General features: G+C 62.1%; 19 protein-coding genes and 1 pseudogene. 7 read left to right on the top strand and 13 right to left on the bottom strand.

Annotated features, from left to right (window positions below; genetic code table 11):
• Nucleotides 1–29 precede the first annotated feature (29 nt).
• Together AC193Q_RS02930 and AC193Q_RS02925 are read right to left on the bottom strand one after the other, a co-directional pair.
• Entirely contained in the window at nt 30–1,364 is a 1,335-nt protein-coding gene (locus AC193Q_RS02930) for a hypothetical protein (RefSeq protein ID WP_483879125.1), read from the bottom strand.
• Nucleotides 1,361–2,938, bottom strand: coding sequence for an amino acid adenylation domain-containing protein (locus tag AC193Q_RS02925; protein WP_121184733.1), 1,578 nt, complete (start codon nt 2,936–2,938; stop codon nt 1,361–1,363). Before AC193Q_RS02925 ends, AC193Q_RS02930 begins: the two co-directional genes overlap by 4 nt.
• 238 nt (nt 2,939–3,176) lie before the next feature.
• Between AC193Q_RS02925 and AC193Q_RS02920 the strand changes: the two genes are divergently transcribed.
• Together AC193Q_RS02920 and AC193Q_RS02915 are read left to right on the top strand one after the other, a co-directional pair.
• Nucleotides 3,177–3,683, top strand: coding sequence for an RNA polymerase sigma factor (locus AC193Q_RS02920; protein WP_047291635.1), 507 nt, complete (start codon nt 3,177–3,179; stop codon nt 3,681–3,683).
• Nucleotides 3,680–4,435: an anti-sigma factor family protein gene (locus tag AC193Q_RS02915; RefSeq protein WP_047291633.1), complete on the top strand. Its 756-nt coding sequence runs from the start codon at nt 3,680–3,682 to the stop codon at nt 4,433–4,435. The genes AC193Q_RS02920 and AC193Q_RS02915 overlap by 4 nt, the downstream gene beginning before the upstream one ends.
• A 123-nt stretch (nt 4,436–4,558) precedes the next feature.
• Here AC193Q_RS02915 and AC193Q_RS02910 read toward each other — a convergent pair whose 3' ends face one another.
• From AC193Q_RS02910 to AC193Q_RS02880, 7 genes are all read right to left on the bottom strand, one after another.
• Nucleotides 4,559–5,530: a Csu type fimbrial protein gene (locus AC193Q_RS02910; protein WP_108182290.1), complete on the bottom strand. Its 972-nt coding sequence runs from the start codon at nt 5,528–5,530 to the stop codon at nt 4,559–4,561.
• Entirely contained in the window at nt 5,527–7,884 is a 2,358-nt protein-coding gene (locus tag AC193Q_RS02905) for a fimbria/pilus outer membrane usher protein (RefSeq protein WP_047291630.1), read from the bottom strand. Before AC193Q_RS02905 ends, AC193Q_RS02910 begins: the two co-directional genes overlap by 4 nt.
• A gap of 242 nt (nt 7,885–8,126) precedes the next feature.
• On the bottom strand, nt 8,127–8,915 hold the full coding sequence (locus AC193Q_RS02900; RefSeq protein ID WP_121184731.1) for a fimbrial biogenesis chaperone: 789 nt from the start codon (nt 8,913–8,915) through the stop codon (nt 8,127–8,129).
• A 34-nt stretch (nt 8,916–8,949) separates the two neighbouring features.
• Nucleotides 8,950–9,450: a Csu type fimbrial protein gene (locus tag AC193Q_RS02895; protein ID WP_239779098.1), complete on the bottom strand. Its 501-nt coding sequence runs from the start codon at nt 9,448–9,450 to the stop codon at nt 8,950–8,952.
• A 4-nt stretch (nt 9,451–9,454) separates the two neighbouring features.
• A complete protein-coding gene (locus AC193Q_RS02890; RefSeq protein ID WP_483879124.1) occupies nt 9,455–9,991 on the bottom strand; it encodes a Csu type fimbrial protein in 537 nt (178 codons plus the stop codon).
• 19 nt (nt 9,992–10,010) lie between these two features.
• Nucleotides 10,011–10,544, bottom strand: coding sequence for a Csu type fimbrial protein (locus AC193Q_RS02885; RefSeq protein ID WP_041068745.1), 534 nt, complete (start codon nt 10,542–10,544; stop codon nt 10,011–10,013).
• Nucleotides 10,545–10,649: 105 nt separating this feature from the next.
• On the bottom strand, nt 10,650–11,171 hold the full coding sequence (locus AC193Q_RS02880; RefSeq protein ID WP_047291622.1) for a Csu type fimbrial protein: 522 nt from the start codon (nt 11,169–11,171) through the stop codon (nt 10,650–10,652).
• Nucleotides 11,172–11,456: 285 nt separating this feature from the next.
• Here AC193Q_RS02880 and zapE point away from each other — a divergent pair.
• Both zapE and AC193Q_RS02870 read left to right on the top strand, forming a co-directional pair.
• Nucleotides 11,457–12,578: pseudogene (gene zapE / locus AC193Q_RS02875) on the top strand (cell division protein ZapE).
• Between the two features lie 213 nt (nt 12,579–12,791).
• Entirely contained in the window at nt 12,792–14,105 is a 1,314-nt protein-coding gene (locus AC193Q_RS02870; protein WP_047291618.1) for a leucine-rich repeat-containing protein kinase family protein, read from the top strand.
• 124 nt (nt 14,106–14,229) lie between these two features.
• Here AC193Q_RS02870 and AC193Q_RS02865 read toward each other — a convergent pair whose 3' ends face one another.
• Nucleotides 14,230–14,934: a YebC/PmpR family DNA-binding transcriptional regulator gene (locus tag AC193Q_RS02865; protein ID WP_027614601.1), complete on the bottom strand. Its 705-nt coding sequence runs from the start codon at nt 14,932–14,934 to the stop codon at nt 14,230–14,232.
• Between the two features lie 221 nt (nt 14,935–15,155).
• Between AC193Q_RS02865 and AC193Q_RS02860 the strand changes: the two genes are divergently transcribed.
• Nucleotides 15,156–16,541, top strand: coding sequence for a type VI secretion system tip protein TssI/VgrG (locus AC193Q_RS02860; protein ID WP_121184725.1), 1,386 nt, complete (start codon nt 15,156–15,158; stop codon nt 16,539–16,541).
• 984 nt (nt 16,542–17,525) lie between these two features.
• Here AC193Q_RS02860 and AC193Q_RS02855 read toward each other — a convergent pair.
• Nucleotides 17,526–18,917 (bottom strand): FAD-dependent oxidoreductase, encoded by a 1,392-nt coding sequence (locus AC193Q_RS02855; RefSeq protein ID WP_483879123.1) that lies wholly within the window; start codon nt 18,915–18,917, stop codon nt 17,526–17,528.
• Nucleotides 18,918–18,988: 71 nt separating this feature from the next.
• Nucleotides 18,989–20,314: an MFS transporter gene (locus AC193Q_RS02850; RefSeq protein ID WP_483879122.1), complete on the bottom strand. Its 1,326-nt coding sequence runs from the start codon at nt 20,312–20,314 to the stop codon at nt 18,989–18,991.
• Between the two features lie 269 nt (nt 20,315–20,583).
• Here AC193Q_RS02850 and AC193Q_RS02845 point away from each other — a divergent pair, with 269 nt between their 5' ends.
• Nucleotides 20,584–21,456 (top strand): LysR family transcriptional regulator, encoded by an 873-nt coding sequence (locus AC193Q_RS02845; protein ID WP_483879121.1) that lies wholly within the window; start codon nt 20,584–20,586, stop codon nt 21,454–21,456.
• A gap of 147 nt (nt 21,457–21,603) precedes the next feature.
• Here AC193Q_RS02845 and AC193Q_RS02840 read toward each other — a convergent pair whose 3' ends face one another.
• Nucleotides 21,604–22,464, bottom strand: coding sequence for a LysR substrate-binding domain-containing protein (locus AC193Q_RS02840; protein WP_483879120.1), 861 nt, complete (start codon nt 22,462–22,464; stop codon nt 21,604–21,606).
• A gap of 113 nt (nt 22,465–22,577) precedes the next feature.
• Between AC193Q_RS02840 and AC193Q_RS02835 the strand changes: the two genes are divergently transcribed.
• Nucleotides 22,578–23,687: a 2-aminoethylphosphonate--pyruvate transaminase gene (locus AC193Q_RS02835; protein WP_483879119.1), complete on the top strand. Its 1,110-nt coding sequence runs from the start codon at nt 22,578–22,580 to the stop codon at nt 23,685–23,687.
• Nucleotides 23,688–23,766 lie beyond the last annotated feature (79 nt).

Genomic DNA, 23,766 nt, shown 5'->3' with positions numbered 1-23,766 from the left:
AAAATTTCAGTACGTCACAGGCGCGGTTGTCAGGAGTCCCAGAGGGCGCCGTAGGCCGCAATGCCTCGCGCCTCCATTTCCTCGACAACACGTTCAGTCAGCGTCTGATTGGAAATGCAGATCACCGCCTCGGCACCGGTTGCCTGGACGGCCGCGTAGGCCAACGCCACCAGATCCGGCTTACCCGATAGGTCGGTATCCCAGATATGCGCACCGGGTTGCGCCCGAAGAATTTCGTCCACCAGTTCATCGCCATAGGTCTTGCGCGGGCTGCGGGTTGACCAGATCAGGTGGATCGGCACTTGTTGTGCCAGCAGGTGCGGCAACACCGGACCGATGCCACTGCCGGTCGCGACATACACCACCGACTTGAACAGCGTTTCAATGTGGGCAACACCTGCGGTAGCGATGCCCTTGACCCAGACATGAGTCGATGGCTGATCAATCAAACGCCCCGTCCAGTCGCCCGCGCGGGAAATGATCAAGCGAAAACCAGGCTGGCCCGGCGCAGGAATATTGGCAAATGAATGCCATTCCCACAGCGGATTGAGGCTGATGGCCGTGGACGATCCGGCGAACGGCGTCAGATGCTCGAACCCTGCAATCAGCACATGCGACGACGGCTTTACCTGTGTCACCGGCACCCTGCGCAGGCGCAGCCACGGCAGGACGATGCTGAACGTCAGTAATAGCAGCATCCAGAACGAGGTCGAGTCGCCAAGCATCTGCAGCAGGCTCGCCTTCGGGTTCTGATCACGGGCGGCGATCAGTGTCATCACCCAGAACAGCCCGAGTGCCGTCCAGCCGCCAAAACGATGGGTTCGTTCAAAAGCGTTATGGAACGTCGAGCGAATGCGCGGCAGTGCCATGATCGCCATCAACAACAGCACGCCGAGCAGGCTGCCACTGACAGCCAACAGCGTCATCGAGACGGTACCCGGCCCCGCGAATCGATCCTGGAGCATCACCGCCAACAACAGCGCAAACCAGACGATCGCGGCAACCGCACCACCGCTGTGCAGACCACCAAAATGATAAACCTTGGCCAGCGAGCGCCGAATTGCCAGCGGCCAGCTAGTGGGGACGCGGGTTGCGAGCCAGAACAGCAGATTGATCAGGTACTGCTGGCGAACCAGAATCGCCAATGACAGATTCGCCGTGACCCAGCCAGACAGCGTCGGCAATGCGAGACTGTCGCCTGTCCACCATTGCCCAGCGGTCAGGCCATGGCCCAACGCTGCGACATTGACGATCAGCACCAGCGCAAACAAACGGTTGTAGTGGGAAAACACCGGCAGCGAGCCCAACCGCCGCCAAAGTGCCCGCCGGGGGGGCAAGACCAGGCCCGCATCCAGCCGACTCATTGCCCCGCCTCCTGAGCGTTGCTCTGCTGCAGTTGATGCGCCATGGCCCATTCGAGTAACAGACGCTTGTCGACTTTGCCTCGGGAAGTGAGCGGAATGTTGTCCACCGCCAGAATGAGAGTCGGCACGCAGTAATAGGCCAAACGCTGTTCGCAGCAATGGCGGGCAGCGACGACGTCCGTGGTGCGCGGATAGACAAACGCCACCAGGTTGCGATTGTCGAGTTTCAACGTAACCGCCCGCTCGCAGCTCGGGGATGCCTCAAGCGCAGTGGAAACCGAGTCAAGTTCCACACGGAAACCGCGAATCTTGACCTGGTCATCGATCCGTCCCAGGTGCTCCAACTCACCGTCCTGCGTCCAGCGGCCCAGGTCTCGGGTGCGGAACATCATGCGGCCTTCACCGAGAAAGGGGTCAGCGCGATAGCGTTCAGCGGTCAATTGCGGATTGCCCAGATAACCTGCCGTCACACAATCCCCGCCCGCCCACATTTCGCCCGGCTCACCGGGCGCGCATAACTGCCCTGCCTCATCCAGCACATACACGGTGTTGTTCGGCGTCGGCTTGCCAATGGTCAAGGTGCCTGGTTGCCGGTAGCGCTGCATGGTGTTGACGATGGTGGTTTCGGTCGGCCCGCAGGCGTTATAGAACTGGCAAAAAGATGCCCAGCGATCTGCCAGGGGTTGCGGACAAGGCTCACCCGCCAGCGCCACCACCCTCACGCGGGTGCAACGTTCCGGCTCCAGCGTGGCAAGAATCGACGGCGTGGCGATCAGCACATCACACTGCTCGGCTGTCGCGGCGATGTTCTTGCCGCGAATCAGCAACGTTGCGCCATGGGCCAGACACCCGAAAATCTCCCAAGCCGCCATGTCGAAGGCAATGTTGAGGATTTGTCCGACCTTGCATCCCGGCTCTATACCGAGGTTGCCCGGGGCGGTCAGCAGAATATTGCAGACATTACGTTGCGTGACACGTACGCCATTAGGTACGCCGGTCGTGCCCGAGGTGAACAGCACGAAGCACAGCGAATCGGCCGAAATCTGTTGACCGGCGGGGTTGTGCTCATCAGCTTGCGATGACGGCGTCTTGATAAAGGTATCGAGGGGTATGCAGTGCTGCAGTGCCGTCAGCGGGATTGCGCACGCCAGCTCCGAGAGCGTCAGTACGATGCGCGTGCGGGCGACCTTCATGATGTGCTGCAACTGGTGCGTCGGTGTGATCCCCACATGCTGAGGAATGTAGGCAGCGCCGATTTTCAGTGTTGCCAGCATCCCCACCAGCATAGGAATCGAGCGCTCGACAAACAGCGCGACATGATCGCCAGCGGCCACCCCTTGCTCAAGCAGATGCCTGGCGAGGCGATTGGCCTGCCGGTTCAATTCGCCATAGGTGATTGTCTCGCCCCGACAGTGAGCCGCGATGCCCTCGGGCATGCGCACCGCTTGCGCCTCAATGGCGTGGTGAATCAGAGCAAATGCCGGTGTGGCTTTCGGGCCACACCCAAAACGTCGCCATGAACTATCAATTCCCGCACGGGATTGCGGCTGGTTGGAAATTGCGAAAGCTTGCATAAAAAAGGTCCCCCTTGATCTCATCGGGCGACAAAGCGCATTCGGCGAGGTTGCCTGCCTGCGCATGTCGAACCCGTTGAGCCGGGACATGCAACATTATTACGCTGACTACAAAACGCGACGAACTTTCCTACTCAATTAAGAAAAAAAACTTTCACGCAGATTCATGGAATAACCTGCAGCAAGCGGCGTCTTGCTAATCAATACCGCCGTTTCTACCCCAGGCATGCCGCTTTCCATGAACACACTCGACGAACACCTGCGTGAGTTGATTCCCCGTCTGAGGCGCTTCGCCCTGTCTCTGACGCACAATGGCGCCAGCGCCGACGATCTGGTGCAGGCCAGCCTTGAACGGGCCTTGTCCGGCTGGAGCAGCAAACGCGCCGAGGGTGACGTGCGTGCATGGCTGTTCGCAATCCTCTATCGGCAGTTTCTCGACGCCCATCGGCGCTCCCGTCGTTATGCGCGGATGCTCGAATTCTTCACCGGTCGCGATGACGCCGAGCCCTCGACCGAGCGCACGGTGATCGCCCAATCGACCCTGCAAGCCTTCGATCGCCTGCCTGCTGAACAGCGAGCCCTGCTGTTGATGGTTTCGGTGGAAGGCTTGAGCTACAAGGAAGTCGCGCAAATCCTTAACGTCCCCAGCGGCACAGTGATGTCGCGTCTGTCCCGCGCTCGTCAGGCCTTGCGCCAGCTCAGCGAAGGCGAAATCAGCAGCCCTTCCTTGCGGATACTCAAATGATCAGCATGCCCCCCAGCGAACGCGACCTGCACGCGTACGTCGACCATCAACTCAGCGAGGCCGATCGGCGCATCCTCGACACCTGGCTGGCCAATCATCCGGACACCGCCGCACAGGTTCGCGCCTGGCAGCAGGATGCCCAACAATTGCGCGCTGCGCTGGGCGGTGCGTTGCAGCAACCGACGAATCCGCAGTTGGATCCGGCGCAGATTCGCCAGCGTCTCAAGCGTCAATCACGGCGTCATCTGGCCAGCGCGGCAGTGTTGCTGATCGCGGTCGGCCTCGGTGGTTTCAGTGGCTGGCAGGCGCGGGAAATGACCCTCGCGCGCGCCTCTGTGCTGCCAATGACCGATGCCTTGCAGGCCTATCGACTGATTGCACAGCAGGGAATATTGCCGGCGGACTATAAAGTCGACAGTGACGGCGACATGCAGCATTGGCTCGATCGGTATTTCACTCAGGCCAGTCGCTTGCCGGATCTGAAATCCGCCGGCTTCGAACCGGTCAGCGGCCGTCTGCTCAGCACCGACGAAGGTCCGGCGGCGATGGTGATGTATGAGGATCGCAGCGGTCACAAGGTCAGTTTCTACGTGCGGCCACCGGGGCCGAAAAACACCTTCCTGCCACGCGGCAGCCGCAGTGACGGCGATCTGCAGGCCGATTACTGGTCCGGCGGCGGGTACAACTATGCGATGGTCAGCCCGACAGACTCGCCGGCGGCGCAGCAATTGAGACAATCACTGCAATTCTGAGAGCCCACAAATCCCCTGTGGGAGCGAGCTTGCTCGCGAATACGATGTGCCATTCAACAATCATGGTGGCTGATCTACCGCTTTCGCGAGCAAGCTCGCTCCCACAGGGGGTCATCGCATGGGTCAGAAACCCACGTCCAGCACCACATTGTCCAGATACGTCCCCGCCGGCGGCGTGGTCTGGTCGGTGTAGATTTTCGCGTTGTAATTGAAGATCTGGCTCCCGGTGCCCAGACCATTTCCTGGATTGACCTCGGCGTCAGTGCTCGACCGGCGCGCACTGCCGACACTGCCCCAACGAGTAGTCCCGGCGCTTTTGAAGATGTCGTAGGCCAGATAATTGCTCCCGGAAATCATCCGCCGTCGACCGCCGACACTGACCGGGTTCTGCCCGTCGCTCAAACCGACGGTGTAGGCGCTGCCCTTGGTGCAGGCCAGATTGATCGTCTGCCCGGTCACCGGAGTAAAGGCGCTGATCACCGGCGCGCTGCCAAAGGCAATGTTTGGCGCGGTAATCGTGCAGTCGTTGGACACGGTCAGGTTCACCGTCAACGTCGCCGTACCGCTGTTGATGTCGCGCCCCAGGCAAATACTGCCGGCACCGATCCCGGAGCAGTAATTCCAGTTCCAGAAAATACTCAGGGTTTCCGTGTAGACCCCGGCGGCAACGTTGCTGCCAATGGTCGTGCTCAGGTACAGCGGCACGGTTTTCGGGGTGGTGCCGTTGAGCAGCCCCAAGGCGTCGATGATGCCGTTGCGGGCGAAGTCGAAGGCGGTGCCACGGGTCACCGGGTAGCTGGTGCTGTTATTGGCGTAGATCGTGTAGCCGATGACGTCGCCGGTCGGCCCGAGCAAGCCGCTCTGGGTCGAGGTAATGGTGGCGTAAAAGTGATCATTGCTGGTCAGCAGGGTCAGCAGCGAACCCGTACAACTCAACCCGGCGTTGAGCGTGGAACTGGGCTGCGTCGTGGTGCGCACGGCAATCGAACTGATCGAACCAAACGCCGCCGCAGTGGTACTGACCACCGAACACAAGGCCTGTGCCGCCCCAGGCAGCAACAGCGCCAGACACAGGCAAATCCGCGCCGCGCTCATTGACACACCAACGGGCCGATCAGCGGCACCTGGCTTTGCTGCATATCCACGTCGAATCGCGTCTTGCAGGTCTTGCCGTCCGCCAGCGTCACCAACAACGAGTTCTGTGCCTGCAGGTTTTCCAGGTAGACCAGGCCATCCCAGCCAACCACCGTGCGCGCCCCGCTTTGCTCGTGCAACACGCCCGCGCCCAATGGCAGTTCACGTTGCTGCGCGTCCACCAGCACGATACTCGCAGCGATCACCCGACTCAGTGGAAACTCCAGCAAATAACCGCTGCCCCGGCGCACGGCGATGCGCTGCTCGACGTTGGGGCTGCGCACGTTGGCCGGTAGGTTCAGCGGATCGATTTCATATTTGCCGCGGTAATAGGCGCTGCTCCAAGGCACCAGCAGATGGCCGTTCTTGTCGGTTTGACCGACCTGCTGGTTTTCGTAGCGCACTGGAATGTCGGCAAAGCCGTCGGTACTGACCACCACAAACGCATCGTCGATACGATTGGCCGCGAACACCTGGCGATCCATCCACACCAGCGAGCCACTGGCATCGGCCCAACGGGTTTCGGCGTCTGAAGTGCCATAGACCCCGGCCTGCAATTGCACCGATTGCAGGCGCCAGGTCAGGTCGGCCTGACGATAATCGGGGCCATCACCCTCGGCGTAGCCCAGATTGAAACCGACCCCGCCCTCGGTCGGCACCGAACGACTGTAATTGACCCGCTGCTGACTCTGCCCGGTCTTGCTGCGCTCGCTGCTGATTGCCAGGCTGCCGCGCAGATCGAACGGAATCACCAGTTGCGCCTGCACCGCCCAGTGGCTGTCGCCGATCTCGCGGTTGGCCGAAAGGTAGAAACTGCTGTTGCGCCACAACGGCTTGCTCCAGCTCAGGTTGAGCAGGCGCGTGCGCGAATCGTCCGCCGCGCGCACGTCGAAATAGCCGGCACCGAGGCTGCCCCAACGGTCGAGGTTGACACTCAGGGTCGCCTGCTCGCTGCGCCGGCTGAGGCTGATGTAGGGCGTGTCGATCACGCTCAGGTCGGCGTATTGGTCGCGGCGTTGCAAGCGTTGCCAGGAAAAACTGTAGCGCTGGCTGCTGTACTGATAACCGAGGCTGAACTGGTTGCCCCCCTCACCTTCGAAACGGCTCTGACTGATGGCGCTGTTGAGCACGCCGAAATTGCCCAGGCGCAGGTTGCCGCCGATGCCGCCGAGGGTCAGCGAATCCGCCGCTTCGGCATGGCTTTCCAGGGTAAAGCTGTCACTGACGCCGTAGCGCAGGCTGCCGGAGGTGACACCGGTGCCGTAGCTGAAGTCCTTCAAACCATAATCGCGGCGCAACGTACCGGCAGCCACGGAAAAATCGCTCAGGCCTTTTTGCAGCAAACTGCTGGTGACATAGAACGGCACCGTCGTCGAGACCTGCCGCCCCAGCGCATCGGTGGTCACCACCACCGCCTCGCCGGCGCCGTTGATGAACGGAATGTTGGTCAGGGTATACGGCCCCGGTTGCAGGTCGTTGCTGCTGGACTTGTAGCCGTTGATAAACAGATCTACCGAGGACGGCACCGCCGCTTCCCCAGCGAACTGCGGCAACGGATAGGTGACCAGATCCGGACGCACGGCAAAGTCCCGCGAGAACTGCACACCGCCCAGACGCACGGAGTTGCTCCAGGGCAAGGCGCCGCTGATCACGTCGCCGCCTTCGTAGGTGAGCATTCGCTCGTCATCCGAGTATCGCCAGGTGGTGTCGTAGCGCAGGTAGCCGTTGTCCAGCGTACTGAGCGAATCGCCGGACAAGGTGCGCCGGTACTGCCCGGTGTTGGACAGGGTGCCCCAGCCGTCGAACAGCCGCAGCTCGTTCCAGGCCGCCAGATAGGTGCCGGCGTCGTCGGTGTCATTGAGGTACAGGTCATAATTGAACAGCGCACCGAAGCTGCTCAGCGCCGGAGTGCGCGGATAGTTCTCGCGATTGCCGATGAACTGGTCCGGCAGCCACTGCGGCGGAACATCCAGCAGCAGGCGCTGACCGACACTGTCGTACTCGCTGTGCAGTCCCGGCAAGCCGTCAAGATCGACTTCGTCAGCACTACCGTCAGGCAGTTTCATCCCGGCTTCGCGTAATGCGCTGGCCGGCAGAAACAGATGCCCGTCACGCTGCTGTACCGCCACCACCCGCCCGGTGTTCATCTGATTGACCACCAACTCCAGAAACAACTGTGCATCACTGACGGCCTCCATGCCGCTGGGAGGCGGCGGCAATTCGCCGGCCCCGGAGGGTTGCACGACCATCAGGCACCACGCGCCAGTCATCAGCCACAACGGACGCTGAATACGACGAGCCCATCCTGAGCTCATACACGCTTTACGTCCGTCAATGGACTGAATCCTCCTGATGCCACTATTGCCAAAGCCAGTTATCTTTTTCTGGAATTTTGACGACACGATGTAATCATTGTGGCGAGGGAGCTTGCTCCCGCTCGACGGCGCAGCCGTCGTCAGAACTGTTTGAGCGGACTACCTGACACGGCTTGGGGCTGCTTCGCAACAGCGGGAGCAAGCTCCCTCGCCACAAAAGTCCACTCGGCATGGCTCCTTTTTCAGCGCTCCGGCGCAATGCTCTGCACCTGCGCCCCGCCATTGACCCGCACCTGCAGCGCCGACTCGCTCGCCAAGGGGCCCGGTGCCGGCCAGCGCATCACCGCCCCCGGCAGCACGTATCCCAACAGGCCCTCGGCCAACGGCTTGCTTTGCCCGCCCTGTTTGATCGCCACGTCAGTCAGCCGCGCATGCACCGCGCCCTGATTGCGCACTTCGACATACGGCCGGCCGTCGACCGCTACCGTGCGCCAGCTCAATTGCGGCAGCCCCACGCCTTTGGGATCGCGCGGGCGCGTGCTGTCCTCCTTGCTCCACAGCCCCGCGCCGTAGGCAAACAACGGCACCGAATAACGCATCTGGAAGCGAATCGCCGCCGCCGTTTTGCCGCCCTCGGCAGCCGGTGGCTGAGCGCCAGGTATTTCGTCGATGATGATCCGGTAAGCCAGTTCCTGTCCCGGCGGCACATCCTTGGTTCGGGTCAGGCGCACCAGCTGTTTCTGGCCCGGTTCGATCTTCGCCACCGGCGGGCTGCCGATCACGTCGCGCTGGTTCTGGTATTGCTCTTCAAAGCCGCTCTGGCTCCAGCCGAATACACGGATCTGCAGGTTGGCGGTTTCCGTGCCGCGGTTCTCCAGCCACAACGCACTGGCCTGTTGATCGGCCTCCAGCACCGGGTCGATCGGCCAGATCAGCACCGAACTGGCGGCCTGCGCATTGCCAGCCCCAAGCATCACCAGCGCCAGCATCACGCACTGCGCAATCGAATGCCGTGAAGTCACTGCCCCCATGAACCTGCTCCTTGTCGGCCATTCAAACGTCGCCTCACCACGACAGTTGCACCTGCAACACGTCGCTGTACGTCCCCCCAGGCTGATTGCCCGGCAACTGCACCTGCCCGTAAATCGGCAGGCTGATGTTGTTCGCGTCGCTGTAAGCCACCGCCACGCTCTGACTGATGCCCAGGCTCTGGCTGTAAGCCGCATCGCGAAACAGCGTGTAAGCCACCCGCGCACTGCCGCTGTTGAGCTGCATATGCCGACCGCTGCTGTTGTACTGGCCGCCATCGACGCTCATGTTCAGCGTCACGCCCGGTGTGCATTGCAACTGCACGCCACCGGTCAGCGCCACTTGCACCGTGCCGGTACCCAGAGCCGAACTGGTACCGAAATTCAGCCCACCGTAATTCGAGACACCGCCCACCACCAGGCACCCCGGGGTGATGGTGGCGCTGACCTGAAAGCTCTGGCTGGTGGCGGCCCCCAGCGGCAGCGGCACACTGCCCGCACAGAGCAGGAGCAGCGCAGCACAGCCCTGACGGCGCATGGCATCAGAACGTCAGTTCGACAGCGACGGTGTCGGTGTACGTCCCCGCCGGCAACCCGGCCTTGCCCACCGCCTGACCATAAATATTCACCGTCTGCGCCACGCCGGTGCTGGTCGCCAGGTTGATCGTGCCGTCAATCGGCAGCAGCTGCGAATGCCCGGCATCGGTATAGAAATCGTACGGCACGTAGTTGGCGACACCGTCGTACAACGCACGTGCACCGCCCGGCGATTGACCATCGTGGGCACCGGCGCGCACCTTGACCACCGGCGTGGTGCCGCTCGAGCAAAGAATCGACAGCGCCCCGCCACCACCGCCCAACACCTGCCCGCTGGCGGTGGTAAACAGGCTGTTGGCAGTGCCGAAGTTCAGCGCACCGAAGTTCAGCCCGGTGGAGCCGCCGGCGCCATTGACCTGACAACTGCTGATCAGGGTCAGGCTGGCGGTGATCTGGCCGGTGACCGTGGTGGCGGCGTGGGCACTGGGAACCAGCGTCAGGCCGAGCAACGACAAACCTATCCTTGATGCAAACGTGCGCATGGTGTCCGTCCTCTACGGGTTACCAGTCGAGCGTCACCGTCAGCGTGTCGGTATAGACACCTGCCGGTACCGCGCGGGTATTCGCCACCACCGTGCCAAAGACCGGAATCGGTATCTGCGCACCGCTGGTGACAGCGAAATTGTGTTGTTGGCCGATGCTGTAGCGTTGGCTGCCGGAGGCATCCAGGAACAGTTGATAAGGCAGGGTCTGGCGTCCGTTGCTCAGGCGGCGGGTGGTGCCGTCGCCGTGGGTACCGCCATCGATGGTGACCGTGAAACCGGTGACCGAGGGATTGCAGGCCACATTCAGCTTGCCGCTGCTGTCGCCGTCGAGACTGGCCTTGATGGGCGAAGTCCAGGTCGGCCCCTGCTGACCGAAATCAAGGGTGCCCAGATTGCTCACCGGGATCGCCGGCGTGGCGCTGTTGGTGACTTCGCACCCGGCGATCAGGATCAGTCGCGCGTTGATCTGCCCACTGATCGCCGCCTGTGCGTCGTCAGCGAGCAACAGCAGCGTACCCGTGGCGATGACCATCCAATGCTTGCCTGTCATTGCGTCCGTCCCTACTCCTTCAGGATGCTTGCGTCTCCCGCGTTCAGCATTGAACGCCCCTTCCCTGCGCAGCCCGCCTCCAGCGGATTGCCTGAAATCCTGCACTCACCAGGTCACGGTGACCTTCACCAGATCCGAATAACGCCCGACCTGTGGTACTTGGGCCAGACGCTCGATCCGCGCATACAGCGGCAGCTCCACGGTGCCGCTGTCCGGCACCCGACCGCTGACCGGTACGTCCACCACCAACGGCACACGGCGCGCCGCGTCCTGATACAGGTGGTACGGAATAGGCTTGCTCCCGGCCGCTCCCGCCATGTAGCGAACCTCACCGACGCCGCCGTGCAGGCCACCGTCGACACGCAGCTGATAGGGTGTGTCGGGGTTGCACTCCAGGCGTGGCAACCGGTGGTTGGTCAGCGCCGCACCCAAGGGCCCGGCCGGATCATCAAGGCGCGCGGTGCTGCCGAAATCCAGCACGCCCAGTTGTTCCATACCCGCCTCGCGCTGCTGCCCGATCAATTGGCAACCACGCATCACGTCAACGCGGACTTCAACCTGCAGATCCGCCGCATATACCGCGCTCCCAAGCACCCCGAGCAGGCCCACCACCACACGTGCAATCACGGTCCCATTCCTTGGCAGGGAACATTCGGATGACGTTACTGTGTTTCAGGTTAGCAACAGTCGACGAATCCGCCAGTCGATTGGATCCATGGATCTTCCGGGATATGTTTCGAAAGGTTGGCAATACGACGAATTACATCGCTGCAAATAGCTGTACGTTCCACACAATGTTGTTCAGTAATCGCCCATTGTCGACAAGCCGCCATGGAGCCTGACGCCGCCTCTGGTTACACTACGGCGCCGCGCTCCCGGGCGCCGGCCTGATGACTACGGAGTGACTGCACTGTGCCCTCTCGAGCGCCCAAACGATCGCCACTGACCCAACGCTGGTCGGCGCTGCGCCGCTGGTTCGCCAAGGGCCGGCCAGCCAGTGCCGGGCATGACGCCACTGCCCGCTCGATCCACGAATACTTCCGGCTCAAGGCTCACAGCCAGGGTTACACCCTCAGCCACAGCCAGCAGCGGGTGATCGATTGCATGGCACAACAGGCCAGCCTGTTGTTCGGTGCCAGGCCGCAAACGCCGCCGAGTCTGTACCTGCATGGTGCGGTCGGACGCGGCAAGAGCTGGCTGCTCGAAGGCTTTTTTCAGGCCCTGCCCACCGCGCAGAAACAGCGCGTGCATTTCCATGAATTCTTCGCCCGATTGCATCAGGGCATGTTCGAGCATCGCGAACAGGACGATGCCCTCGGCGTCACCCTCGATGAACTGTTACACGACTGCCGGGTGCTGTGTTTCGACGAATTTCATGTGCATGACATCGGCGATGCCATGCTCATCACCCGGCTGTTCAAGGCCTTGTTTCAGCGCGGCATTGTGTTGCTGGTGACCTCCAATTATCCGCCGGAGGGCTTGCTGCCTAACCCGCTCTATCACGCGCGTTTCAAACCAGTGATCGACTTGATCAACGCACGCATGCACGTGATGGAGGTCGGCGGCCCCCACGATTACCGCAGTCAGGCGAGCAATCATGCGCACCAGATCTTCACTCAAGGCCATTATGTGTGGCCGGCCACAGCGACCCAGCGCCTGGCGCTGAATCTGCCGCCCGAAGATGCGCCAGCCATGGCTCTGCCGGTGGGCAGCCGCCACATTCAGGCGCGCCTGTGCGAGGCTCGCCGGGTGGCTTTCAGTTTCAACGATTTGTGCGAGCAACCGACGGCGGTGATGGATTACCTGGAACTGTGTCGGCGTTTCGACCAGTAGATCATCGACGACCTGCCGGAACTGGACGAACGCTCGATCGCCGCGCAACAGCGCTTCATCAACCTGATCGACGTGCTCTACGACCAGGACAAACACCTGACCCTGCTCAGCCGCCTGCCGCTGCGCGAGACCCTGAGCGGCGACGCCATCGATCTGGCCCGCACCCGCAGCCGTCTGGGGCAGTTGCAGGAAATCCACTGATCCCATTAATCACCACCGATTACCACTGTGGGAGCGAGCTTGCTCGCGAAAGCGGAGTGTCAGTGACGAATCACTGACTGACAGGACGCCTTCGCGAGCAAGCTCGCTCCCACAGTGGATCAGAGTGTTCTTCAGTGCAAATCCCGGCTTTGCCGTTATCATGTCGCCCATTCCGAGCGCCCGGCGCTTCTTCATTTGATAGTGAACCTCCCCATGCACACCCTTGCTCAATTGCGCGCCGGCGAGTTGTCGGGCATTACCCGGCTGGACCTGTCCTGCGGCCTGACCGAGTTCCCCCGGGAAATTTTCGAGCTGGCCGATACGCTGGAGGTGCTCAACCTCAGCGGCAATGCCTTGAGCAGCCTGCCGGACGACCTGCATCGGCTGACCCGCATGCGCATTCTGTTCTGCTCGGACAACCACTTTACCGAGGTGCCGGAGTGCGTCGGCCAGTGTGCAGCGCTGACGATGATCGGCTTCAAGGCCAATCGCATCCGCCACGTGTCGGGCGCTGCATTGCCGCCGCTGCTGCGCTGGTTGATCCTGACCGACAACTGCATCGACACCCTGCCCAGCGAACTGGGCGAGCGCCCGTACCTGCAAAAATTGCTGCTGGCCGGCAATCGCCTGCAAGCGCTGCCGACGTCGATGAGCCAGTGCCACCGTCTGGAGCTGATCCGCATCGCGGCCAACCAGTTGCGTGAACTGCCGCAGTGGCTGCTGACCCTGCCGAGCCTGACCTGGCTGGCGTATGCCGGCAATCCGCTGGAAACCGAAGCCGACGCCGCCGCGCTGGAGGCCACGCCGCTGATCGACTGGTCGACGCTGCGTCTGCAACAGCGTTTGGGCGAAGGCGCTTCCGGGGTTATTTCCCGGGCACAGTGGCAACGTAGCGCAGACTCGTCGGTGCCGGTCGCGGTGAAGCTATACAAAGGCGAGATGACCAGCGACGGTTCGCCGCTGCACGAGATGAACGCCTGCATCACCGCCGGCCTGCACCCGAACCTGATCCGCGTGGAAGGCCGTATTCACGGTCATCCTGACGGGCAACACGGGTTGGTGATGCAACTGATCGACCCGAGCTTTTGCAATCTGGCGGCATTGCCGAGCCTGGTGAGCTGCTCGCGGGATGTGTATGCCGACGATTGCCGCTTCAGTGCCGAAGTGGCGCTGAACATTGCCAAGGGCATCGCTTCGGCAGCCGAACACTTGCATCAACAGGGCATCACCCACGGCGACCTCTACGGCCACAACATTCTGTTGAACGATCAGGGCGATTGCTTGCTGGGGGATTTTGGCGCGGCATCGTTCCATGCCACCACGGACAATCTGGAAACCCGGGCGCTGCAACGCATCGAAGTGCGGGCGTTCGGGGTTTTGCTGGGGGAATTGCTGGCGCGCATCGACTCAGGGCTGAGTGCCGAGCGGCGCGAGGTGCTGCAAGCGCTGGAACAGCGTTGCTGTCAGCCGGATGTGCTGACGCGGCCGGGGTTTGGCGAAGTGATCGAGGTGCTGGAAAAGCTGTGACTGACACAAATCCTGTGGCGAGGGAGCTTGCTCCCGCTGGACGGCAAAGCCGTCCCAAAAACAACGACTGCTGCGCAGCCGAGCGGGAGCAAGCTCCCTCGCCACAGCTTATCTTTGTAACAAATCAGCCCGCCAGACCGACAAACATGTCCTGCACGTCATCGTGGTTGTCGAGACCTTCCAGGAACGCTTCAACTTCGGCCATCTGCTCGGCGCTCAGGCCGCTGACCGGGTTCTTCGGCTGGTAGCCGAGTTTCGCCGACAACACCGTGAAACCTTGCTCAGGCAGGGCTTTCTGGACGGCATCGAGGTCAGTCGGATCGGTCAGGAACAGGGTCGCGCCCTCTTCACCCGGCTCGAAGTCCTGGGCACCGGCCTCGATCGCGGCCATTTCCGGGTCGGCGTCCGGGGTGTCCGGCGAAGCTTCGATCATGCCGACGTGGTTGAAGTCCCAGGCCACCGAACCGGATGCGCCCAGTTGGCCCTTGCGGAACGCCACGCGGATTTCCGCGACGGTGCGGTTGATGTTGTCGGTCACGCACTCGACGATCAACGGAACCTGATGCGGTGCGAAACCTTCGTACGTCACACGGTGGTATTGCACGGTTTCGCCCAGCAAGCCAGCGCCTTTCTTGATGGCGCGGTCCAGGGTTTCCTTGGGCATCGAGGCTTTCTTGGCCTGTTCGACCACCAGACGCAGGTGTGCGTTGGTGGCGGTGTCGGCACCGTTGCGGGCAGCAATGGTGATTTCTTTCACCAGTTTGCCGAAGATCTTGCCCTTGGCGTTGGCTGCCGCTTCTTTGTGTTTAACCTTCCACTGTGCGCCCATTACTCACTCTCTTGATCTGTGGCGCCGAGACATCTATTGGCCGACGCGTGGCGCCAAGTTTATACGGCCTAAAGTCGGCAATCGACCAAAAAAATTCATTGTTGAATCGACATCTTCACCACGACTTGTAGGGCGATTCTGAAAAGCCCACCAGCCACGACCATTAATGCTCGCGTTTTCGTACCCTCTGCCGTCCGTATTGCCCGACAGAGCCCGTATGAATGCTCAATGACCAGCAAAGCCCGTTCACCCTGACCCTGACCGACGGCCCACTGTGCCTGCCGGTCCTGCGTTTCAGTGGCAAGGAAGCACTCAATCAGCCGTTTCGTTTCGAGATTGAAGTGATCGCCCTGGCCCCGGCCTTGGCGCCGGGCAGCCTGCTGCAGCAACCGGCGTTCCTGCGCCTGGGCGACGCTCACGGCATTCACGGCCTGATCCACAGTGTCAGTTGTGAGCATCGCGCCAGCCACCGCATTGGCTACCGATTGACGCTGGTGCCGCACCTGCAACGGCTGGCGCTGTCGCTACAGCGTCGGGTCTTCGTGCAAGCGAGCGTGCCGGCGATCCTTGCGCAACTGCTCGAAGAGCATGAACTGCCAGCCGACAGTTACCGGATCGAAATGAGCGTCGGCCACTACCCACCACGGGAATTTTGCCTGCAATACGAGGAGAGCGACCTGGCCTTCCTTCACCGTCTGTGTGAGCAGGAAGGCATTCACTATCACTTCGAACATCGCCCGGACGGGCATGTGGTGGTATTTGCCGATGACAACCTGAGCCTGCCGCAAGAACCGCTGGCAGTGCCGTTTGCCGTGACCGACGACACGCCATCACCGCGCATCAGCACGCTGTTACAGCGCCATGACGCAACACCGGTCATGGCCGCGCCCGGCATTCGAAACCGGGGCCAGGCAGTCATCAGCGCCGACGCGGCCAACCACCCCGTACCTGCGCTCACACCGCTGAACCTGTCGAGCGAGCAGCGTCACACCGAACAACGCAGCCGGCGCCATCTGCAGCGTCAGCGCTGCCAGTCGCGCACGATTCGCGGGCGCAGCGATTGCAGCGCACTGCGCAGCGGACATTTGCTGCAGATCAGCGAGCATCCGATCAACGCGTTCAACGAGCAATGGCTGATCACCGAATTGCAGCATCAAGGCCAGCACCCCTCGATCCTCGATCCGACAACGGACGCGCATCGCTATCACAACGATTTCACCGCCCTGCCCTGGTCGACCGATTTTCGCCCGCCCTTGGCGCAGCCGCGCCTGAACATCGGCGGCTATCACCTGGCACGAGTGCTGGGTTCGCCTGGCCAGCCAGCGCCACTGGATGATCGCGGGCGCATCGGCGTCAGCCTGTGGCCGACGCAGACAGCCGAGTCTGCATGCCTGTGGCTGCCGATCGCGCTGACCGGCGCCGGCCGCCTCGCCCCCCACCAACTGCCCCGCGGCGGCAGTGAGGTGTGGGTGAGCTTCCTCGACAGCGACCCGGATCGACCGATCCTCTGCCTCGCCCATCCACGCCCGGCGCCACCGAACGAAACGCCACCACCGCGCGACGACAGCCTGTTGCTCGACTGGCTGCTCCACGGGGCCGATCCGTAAGCACCGCAGACATTGGAATTGAGTACAGCTACCGGAAAGTGGTTGGCCGGGAGGTTGCTATCACGAGCAGGCTAACTCCTGCAGTTGGATTGGGTGTGAGCAGTGGGAGGTTGGTCGGCTGTCAGGCCGCCATCGCTGGCAAGCCAGCTCCCACAGGTGGATTGGGTGTGTTCAGTTGGAGATTTGGTCGCTGTCAGGCCGTCTTCGCGAGCAGGCTCGCTCCCACAGTGGGAATGGGGTGTTGGTAGCTGGAGACTGGTTGGCTGTCGGGCCGCCATCGCTGGCAAGCCAGCTCCCACATTGGGAATGGGTGTTGGCAGCTGGAGACTGGTTGGCTGTCGGGCCGCCATCGCTGGCAAGCCAGCTCCCACATTGGGAATGGGTGTTGGCAGCTGGAGACTGGTCGGCTGTCAGGCCGCCATCGCTGGCAAGCCAGCTCCCACAGGTGGATTGGGTGTGTCCAGTTGGAGATTTGGTCGGCTGTCAGGCCGCCATCGCTGGCAAGCCAGCTCCCACAGGTGGATTGGGTGCGGTCTGTTGGAAATTGGTCGGCCCATAGGCCGCCTTCGCTGACAGGCTCGTTTCCACAGAAAAGCAAAGCAGTCCAGGCTGACCGCATGCTTTTCACCACTCAACAGGATAAGCGTTAGCTCGGCTGCAGCGCTTGATCTTGCCGTGCCGGCCCCATCGGCAGGCTGAGTGGAGGGGTTTATCCGGGGGTGGGAGCGCAGCGACCGTTTGGCGTAGCCAAACGCATCGAGAGGAGGTGCAGCGAAGCAAACCGGAGGCGATGCCCCCGGATGAACCCCGTAACGAAGGAACCCGAGCCTAAGCGAGGGCCGCACGCCGGGGCCAAGCCTTTTGCTTACTTTTCGGCGTCTGGAAAAATGAGTCGCTGTAAGAGCGAAACCATAAGAAGCCGTTACCGCAGAAACGGATATGTACTCGGTAACCCAAAAGAACGCAGCGCTCGCCAGCCCCCAATCACCCCTTGTCAGCCTTCCCCGCCGCCGCCGCAAACTTCGCCAACCGCACATCCAGATGCCGCGGCCGCCGCCCATGGTCCTCAGCCCGCTCCTTGCGCCGAATCGCATTACGCACCATCAACGACCCCAGATACCGAATCGGCTCCGGCGGAAAATACCCCAACGGCCCGTTCACCAAGGGCGAACGGGTCCACGGGTTATCGAGCCCCTGCACCAACGAGGCAAGAATCTGCCCGCCCATGTGACACGGCCCGACGCCACTGCCGGAATAACCAAAGCCATAGAACACATTGCCACTAGCGCTCATCTGCCCAAAAAACGGCAACCCGGTCACCGAACGATCCGATGGCCCGTTCCAGGTCGCTTCCACCTTGACCTCGGCAAACGTCGGAAAAAACGCCCCAAGGCTGCGCCTGAGCAAATCCGCATAGGGCGATGGCTGATCGAACACCGGCAGCATCCGCCCGCCAAACGCAAACGTGTTGCCACCCTTGCCAAGCATGATCCGGCCATCCGGGGTGTTGTGGTAGTAGTGCACGAAAATCCGCGAGTCGAGCACAGTGACGCCACTGGTCAAACCGATTTCCTGCAACAGATCCGGGCGCGGTTCGGTGATCAGCATGTCGCTGGAAACGATCGCCACGCTGCGTTCGAATTGTGGGAACGCGCGGGCCATCCATGCGTTCATCGCCAGCACCACGCGGTCGGTAATCACGCGCCCATGGGCGGTGTGGATTCGCGCCGGGCGGCCCTCTTCCAGACCGGTCATCGCGGTGTTTTCATGGATCTTCACGCCCAGTTGCAACGCCACCCGGCGCAAGCCGCGCACCAGTTTGCCCGGTTGCACACTGGCAGCTGCCGGCGAGAACCAGCCTTCCAGATGTTGGCTGGAACCGGCCATGCGCTGTACGTCGGCCACGGGACGCTGGGTGAACGAGTTGATGCCGTTACGCTCCAGCGCCGCGATCACGGCGTCGGTCGAACCGACCTGCGCCTTGTTGGTGGCGGTGTACAACGTGCCGTCGAGGCGGTAATCGGCATCGACGCCGTACTGTTCGCAGAATTCGCCGATGGCGTGGATGCTGCGCTCGGATTCCTTGACCAGGCGCACCGCCTCCTCGACACCGAACAGGCGCTCGAGGGTGAAATACTTGGCCGACCACGACAACGCGCAACCACCGTTGCGCCCACTGGCACCGGCGCCGCAGATGTCGGCTTCGATCATCAACACGTCGAGCTCAGGGTTCTGCTGCTTGAGCATGATCGCCGTCCACAACCCGGTGTAGCCACCGCCAACGATGCACACGTCAGTGCGCACTTCGCCTTGCAGCGGCGGGCACGTCGGGGATGGGTCGGCCTGCAAGGCTTGCTCGAGCCAAAAAGGTCGCATGGGATTCTCCAGTCAGATGGCCACGACACAGCCTGCCGCGAGCACCGCAGCAGGCCGCGAGGCAAGGGTTTTCAGTTACGCAGGGGTTTGATGGTCAGCGGGCAATTGGGCACAGCCGCGCGCGGTTCCATCACTCCGACCGGGCGGCTGTTCCAGTGCGGGATCAGCACCAGCGCCGAAAACAAGGCGCAGCCGGCGAAGACGATGAACACCGTCACCGAATCGAAGTAACCCGGCAGCAATCCGCCGAGCACCGCGCCAACCGAGCCACAACCGTTGACGAAACCGGCCGCCGTGGCGCCGGCCTTGGCCTTGCCGAAGTCAATCGCCGCCGCGCCGCTGATCATCGAGTCCGGTCCGTACAGGGTAAGTCCCATGACAAACAGCAGCGCCACCACCAGCATCACGCTGCCGGTGTGCAACGCGCCCATGAACAGCGCCAGGGTCACGGTCAGCGCCAGCAGGCTGAGGACACAGGCCGGCATGCGCCGGGCGCCGAACAGCTTGTCCGAGGCCAGGCCGATCATGATCGGCCCGAGCAGACCGGCCAGTTCAAACGAGGTGGGAATGATCGCCGCGCCGACCTTGCCGACACTCGGCATCTGCTCGAAGACAATCACTGGCCCCCACAACAGAATCGCGTAACGCGCCGGTTTCAACATGAAGTACGCCAGACCCAGCACCAGCACCGTGCGGTTGCGCAGGATTTCCTTCAACGGCTCCCAGACGCTGAGCTTGCTGTTGGCCTCGGTTTCTTCAGCGCTCAGTTCCGGCTCCGGCTCCACGGCCGGCAGGCCGACGTCTTCCGGTTTGTTGCGCTGAAAAATGAAGAACAGCAGCGCCACCGCCGCGACTACCGCGGCGCTGGATATGAACGCCGCGTGCCAGGTGCCGATCAGCGTATACGCCCACCAGCCGGCAAACGGCGAGGCCACCAGACCGCCAAACGCATAGCAGGAGCTCCACAATCCGAGCACCCGCCCGCGCTGCTGCGCCGGGAAGAAACTGCCGAGGTTCTTGCACAATCCCGACCAGCCGGTGGACTGCGCCAGGCCCTGAATCAGCATGCAAGTGGCGAAGATCGGTAGCGTGGCAAAACTGCCCATCACTAACGCCGCCGCAGCGGAAATCAACAGCCCGCCGAGCACCACGACCCTTGGGCCGAAGCGGTCGGCGAGCATGCCCCAGGTGAATTGGCCGATGGCGTAGGCCGCCAGATAGATCGCATCAAGGTTGGCCATGGCCATCTTGTCGAGCATGAAGGTCGGGTCTTCCGCGATGCCCAGTTTGGCCACGGAAAACGCTTTGCGGGTGAAGTAGAAAGCGGCGTACGCGAGCCAGGTGATAGCGAAAATCTGCATGCGCCAACGCGCAAGGGTGCCGATGTGCTTGTTCATTGTGGTTCTGACCTCAGGGTGTGAGTGTGCCGGCAGAATCGTTAAGTAAACGCCTGTGTTTTTTATTGTTGAGCACTGCGCCAGCGCCCCGTCCCTATGGCGATAGCGGTCAGATGAGTCCTGTTATTGCACGCACAGGCTCATCGCCAGCGTTGCTGCCCGAGCGGGCAGTCAGCGCTGGCGTGAGCGGATCAAAGCAATTACTGTTTAATAAATAAAATCGATTTATCGTATTTCACACATAAGCTCAGCTTGTTGATGGAGGCTATATGTCGGTGTCCCACGCCCAGCTCAAAGCCTTTCACGCCGTGGCTATACACGGAAGCTTCACTAAAGCGGCCGAACGGCTTTTTCTGACGCAACCGGCGATTTCCGACCAAGTGCGCAAACTGGAAGAGCGCTTCGGTGTGTTGCTGTTTCATCGCAACAAGCGTTCGGTGCGCCTGACCGATCTGGGCGAGCGCCTGCTGGCGATCACCCAGCGGCTGTTCGTGATTGAGGCTGAAGCCCAGGAATTGCTACAGGAATCCCAGGCGTTGCAGACCGGCAGCTTGATTCTGGCGGTGGATGCCCCGGTACACGTGCTGCCGCTGATTGCGCGGTTCTGCGAGCGCTACCCGGGGATCAGCGTGAAGATCGAGACCGGCAACACCGATGAATCGCTGTTTCGCCTGTTCAATTATCAGGCCGATCTGGCGCTGCTTGGGCGTGATGTCAGCGATGAACGTCTGCTGTGCGTGCCGCTGCGCAATGATCCAATGGTGGCGTTCGTTTCGCGCCATCATCCGTGGGCCGAGCGTGAGTCGATCTGCCTGGCGGATCTGGATGACACGCCGCTGGTGCTGCGCGAGCACGGCTCGGTGACCCGGCAGACCCTGGAAGAAGAAATGGCCGGCGCCGGGTTTCGCATCCGTCCGGCGATTCAGGTCGAAGGCCGGGAAGCGGCGCGCGAGGCGGTGGTGGTGGGAATTGGTGTGGGGGTTGTTTCGGCGGCGGAGTTCGGCGCGGATTCGCGGGTGTGTGCGTTGCCGATTACCGACTGCACCCGGCGATTGACCGAGACCCTGGTGTGCTTGCGCGAGCAGAGTTCGCGGCGGGTGGTGGCAACGTTTCTTGATATGGTGCGCGAGAGCCTGACCTGACCCACCTCCTGTAGGAGCTGCCGCAGGCTGCGATCTTTTGATTTTGCTTTTAAAAACAAGATCAAAAGATCGCAGCCTGCGGCAGCTCCTACAGGGAGTTATGGGCATGGCGCAATACCTGCTCGCGAAGGGCCATAACGCGGTGTATCAGGCCGGCGCCAGAGCGAAGAACGCCTGAATCAGGCGCAACTCCCGCCGCCGCTCCATGCAGCCGATCATGTGCCGGTTCACCAGACCGTCCCCGACAATCGGCAGCGCTACCACCCGCGGGTCATGACTGACCTCCACCGACGACACCACGCCCACCCCCAGTTCCGCCGCCACCGCTTCAGTTACCGCCTCACGGCTGTCGAGTTCCAGCAGCACCCTTGGATTGACCGCCGCCTGCGCACACGCCTGATCGAAGGTGCGCCGGGTGATCGAACTCGGCTCGCGCAACACCATGATCACCTGATCCAGCTCCTTGAGCCGCACCTCGCCGCTACGCTGCGCCCACGCATGCCCGGCGGGCACCAGCGCGCAGATCCGCGATTCGCTCAAGGCTTGCAGATGCAGGCCCTTGCGCGGTTCGACCTCGGTCAGCACCGCCACGTCCGCGTGTTCCGATAACAGCGCGGCGAGGGTTTCCTGGGCATTGCCCAGACGCAGATTCACCGTGATCCCCGGATACCGCGCGCGCAGGCTGGCAAGCATCGGCATGACCATGTGCGGACCGTCCGCCGCCACTTCCAGACGCCCGGTGAGCAACTGACGGTTGGCCTCGAGCAGGGTCTGCGCTTCTTCGGCCAGGCCGAACATGGCGCGGGTGATCGCCGCCAGTTTGGTGCCCTCCTCGGTCAGCTCGACCCGGCGCGCGGTACGGCGCAACAAGGTGATCTGGTAATGCTCCTCCAGCGCCTTGATGTGCCCGGTCACCGCTGGCTGGCTGATGAACAGGCGCACGGCGGCGCGGGTGAAGCTGCCTTCCCGGGCCACAGCGTCGAAAGCGCGCAGCTGGAACAGATTCATGAATAACCCTCACTGATGGCTGGCATAACAACAAACAATTTGATTGATGACTCGGCGAATTGCAACGTATGCCCCGTACCTTCATCCCACAGCGCTATCGCGAGGACACACGAATGAGTACTGCCGCACCCATCCTGCTCACTCCCGGCCCGTTGACCACCTCGGCCCGCACCCGCCAGGCAATGCTGGTCGACTGGGGGTCATGGGATGACCGCTTCAATCAACTGACCGCCAGCCTCTGCGAGCAATTGCTGGCGATCCTCAACGGCGCCGCCACTCACCATTGCGTGCCATTGCAGGGCAGCGGCACCTTTGCCGTCGAAGCCGCCATCGGCACCCTGGTGCCACGTGACGGCAAGGTACTGGTGCTGATCAACGGCGCCTACGGCAAGCGTCTGGCGAAAATCTGCGAAGTGCTCGGCCGCTCGTTCAGCACCTTCGAAACCGCCGAAGACGAACCGACCACCGCAGCCGACGTCGACCGCCTGCTGCGTGCCGATGGCGACATCACCCATGTCGCGCTGATCCACTGCGAAACCAGCACCGGCATCCTCAACCCGCTGCCGGAAATCGCTGACGTCGTGCAGCAGCACGGCAAGCGCCTGATCATCGATGCCATGAGCTCGTTCGGTGCGCTGCCGGTGGACGCGCAAAACGTCCCGTTCGATGCGTTGATCGCCGCTTCTGGCAAGTGCCTGGAAGGCGTGCCGGGGATGGGTTTTGTCTTCGCTCGCAAGGAATCGCTGGCCGCAGCCGCTGGCAACTCGCACTCGCTGGCGATGGACCTGTATGACCAGCACACCTATATGCAGAAGACTGGTCAGTGGCGTTTCACCCCGCCGACCCACGTGGTCGCGGCGCTGCACGAAGCGTTGCTGCAATACAACGAAGAAGGTGGCCTGCCCGCTCGCCATGCGCGCTACGCCGCCAACTGTCAGGCACTGATGGACGAGATGGGCAAACTCGGCCTGCGCAGCTTCCTGCCGGCGGCGATCCAGGCCCCGATCATCGCCACCTTCCATGCCCCGCAAGACCCGCGCTACCAGTTCAAGGACTTCTACGAACGGGTCAAGGCCAAGGGCTACATCCTCTACCCCGGCAAACTGACCCAAGTGGAAACCTTCCGCGTCGGCTGCATCGGCCACGTCAGCCCGGATGAAATGCGCCAGGCCGTGGCGGCGGTGGGTGAAGTGCTGCGCGAAATGGAAGTGCTGGAGATCTGAATCACCACGATACCTGTGGGAGCGGGCTTGCCCGCGATAGGTCTGACCATCAGCATAGATGTCGACTGAAAGGGCCCCA

Source organism: Pseudomonas sp. F2, assembly GCF_057174385.1.
This window is presented reverse-complemented; position numbering and strand designations above follow the sequence as displayed.

Excerpts from the sequence above, each read along its gene's own strand:
- AC193Q_RS02930 (WP_483879125.1), bottom strand. The coding sequence starts at position 1,364 with ATGAGTCGGCTGGATGCGGGCCTGGTCTTGCCCCCCCGGCGGGCACTT.
- AC193Q_RS02925 (WP_121184733.1), bottom strand. The coding sequence starts at position 2,938 with ATGCAAGCTTTCGCAATTTCCAACCAGCCGCAATCCCGTGCGGGAATT.
- AC193Q_RS02920 (WP_047291635.1), top strand. The coding sequence starts at position 3,177 with ATGAACACACTCGACGAACACCTGCGTGAGTTGATTCCCCGTCTGAGG.
- AC193Q_RS02915 (WP_047291633.1), top strand. The coding sequence starts at position 3,680 with ATGATCAGCATGCCCCCCAGCGAACGCGACCTGCACGCGTACGTCGAC.
- AC193Q_RS02910 (WP_108182290.1), bottom strand. The coding sequence starts at position 5,530 with ATGAGCGCGGCGCGGATTTGCCTGTGTCTGGCGCTGTTGCTGCCTGGG.
- AC193Q_RS02905 (WP_047291630.1), bottom strand. The coding sequence starts at position 7,884 with ATGAGCTCAGGATGGGCTCGTCGTATTCAGCGTCCGTTGTGGCTGATG.
- AC193Q_RS02900 (WP_121184731.1), bottom strand. The coding sequence starts at position 8,915 with ATGGGGGCAGTGACTTCACGGCATTCGATTGCGCAGTGCGTGATGCTG.
- AC193Q_RS02895 (WP_239779098.1), bottom strand. The coding sequence starts at position 9,450 with ATGCGCCGTCAGGGCTGTGCTGCGCTGCTCCTGCTCTGTGCGGGCAGT.
- AC193Q_RS02890 (WP_483879124.1), bottom strand. The coding sequence starts at position 9,991 with ATGCGCACGTTTGCATCAAGGATAGGTTTGTCGTTGCTCGGCCTGACG.
- AC193Q_RS02885 (WP_041068745.1), bottom strand. The coding sequence starts at position 10,544 with ATGACAGGCAAGCATTGGATGGTCATCGCCACGGGTACGCTGCTGTTG.
- AC193Q_RS02870 (WP_047291618.1), top strand. The coding sequence starts at position 12,792 with ATGCACACCCTTGCTCAATTGCGCGCCGGCGAGTTGTCGGGCATTACC.
- AC193Q_RS02865 (WP_027614601.1), bottom strand. The coding sequence starts at position 14,934 with ATGGGCGCACAGTGGAAGGTTAAACACAAAGAAGCGGCAGCCAACGCC.
- AC193Q_RS02860 (WP_121184725.1), top strand. The coding sequence starts at position 15,156 with ATGCTCAATGACCAGCAAAGCCCGTTCACCCTGACCCTGACCGACGGC.
- AC193Q_RS02855 (WP_483879123.1), bottom strand. The coding sequence starts at position 18,917 with ATGCGACCTTTTTGGCTCGAGCAAGCCTTGCAGGCCGACCCATCCCCG.
- AC193Q_RS02850 (WP_483879122.1), bottom strand. The coding sequence starts at position 20,314 with ATGAACAAGCACATCGGCACCCTTGCGCGTTGGCGCATGCAGATTTTC.
- AC193Q_RS02845 (WP_483879121.1), top strand. The coding sequence starts at position 20,584 with ATGTCGGTGTCCCACGCCCAGCTCAAAGCCTTTCACGCCGTGGCTATA.
- AC193Q_RS02840 (WP_483879120.1), bottom strand. The coding sequence starts at position 22,464 with ATGAATCTGTTCCAGCTGCGCGCTTTCGACGCTGTGGCCCGGGAAGGC.
- AC193Q_RS02835 (WP_483879119.1), top strand. The coding sequence starts at position 22,578 with ATGAGTACTGCCGCACCCATCCTGCTCACTCCCGGCCCGTTGACCACC.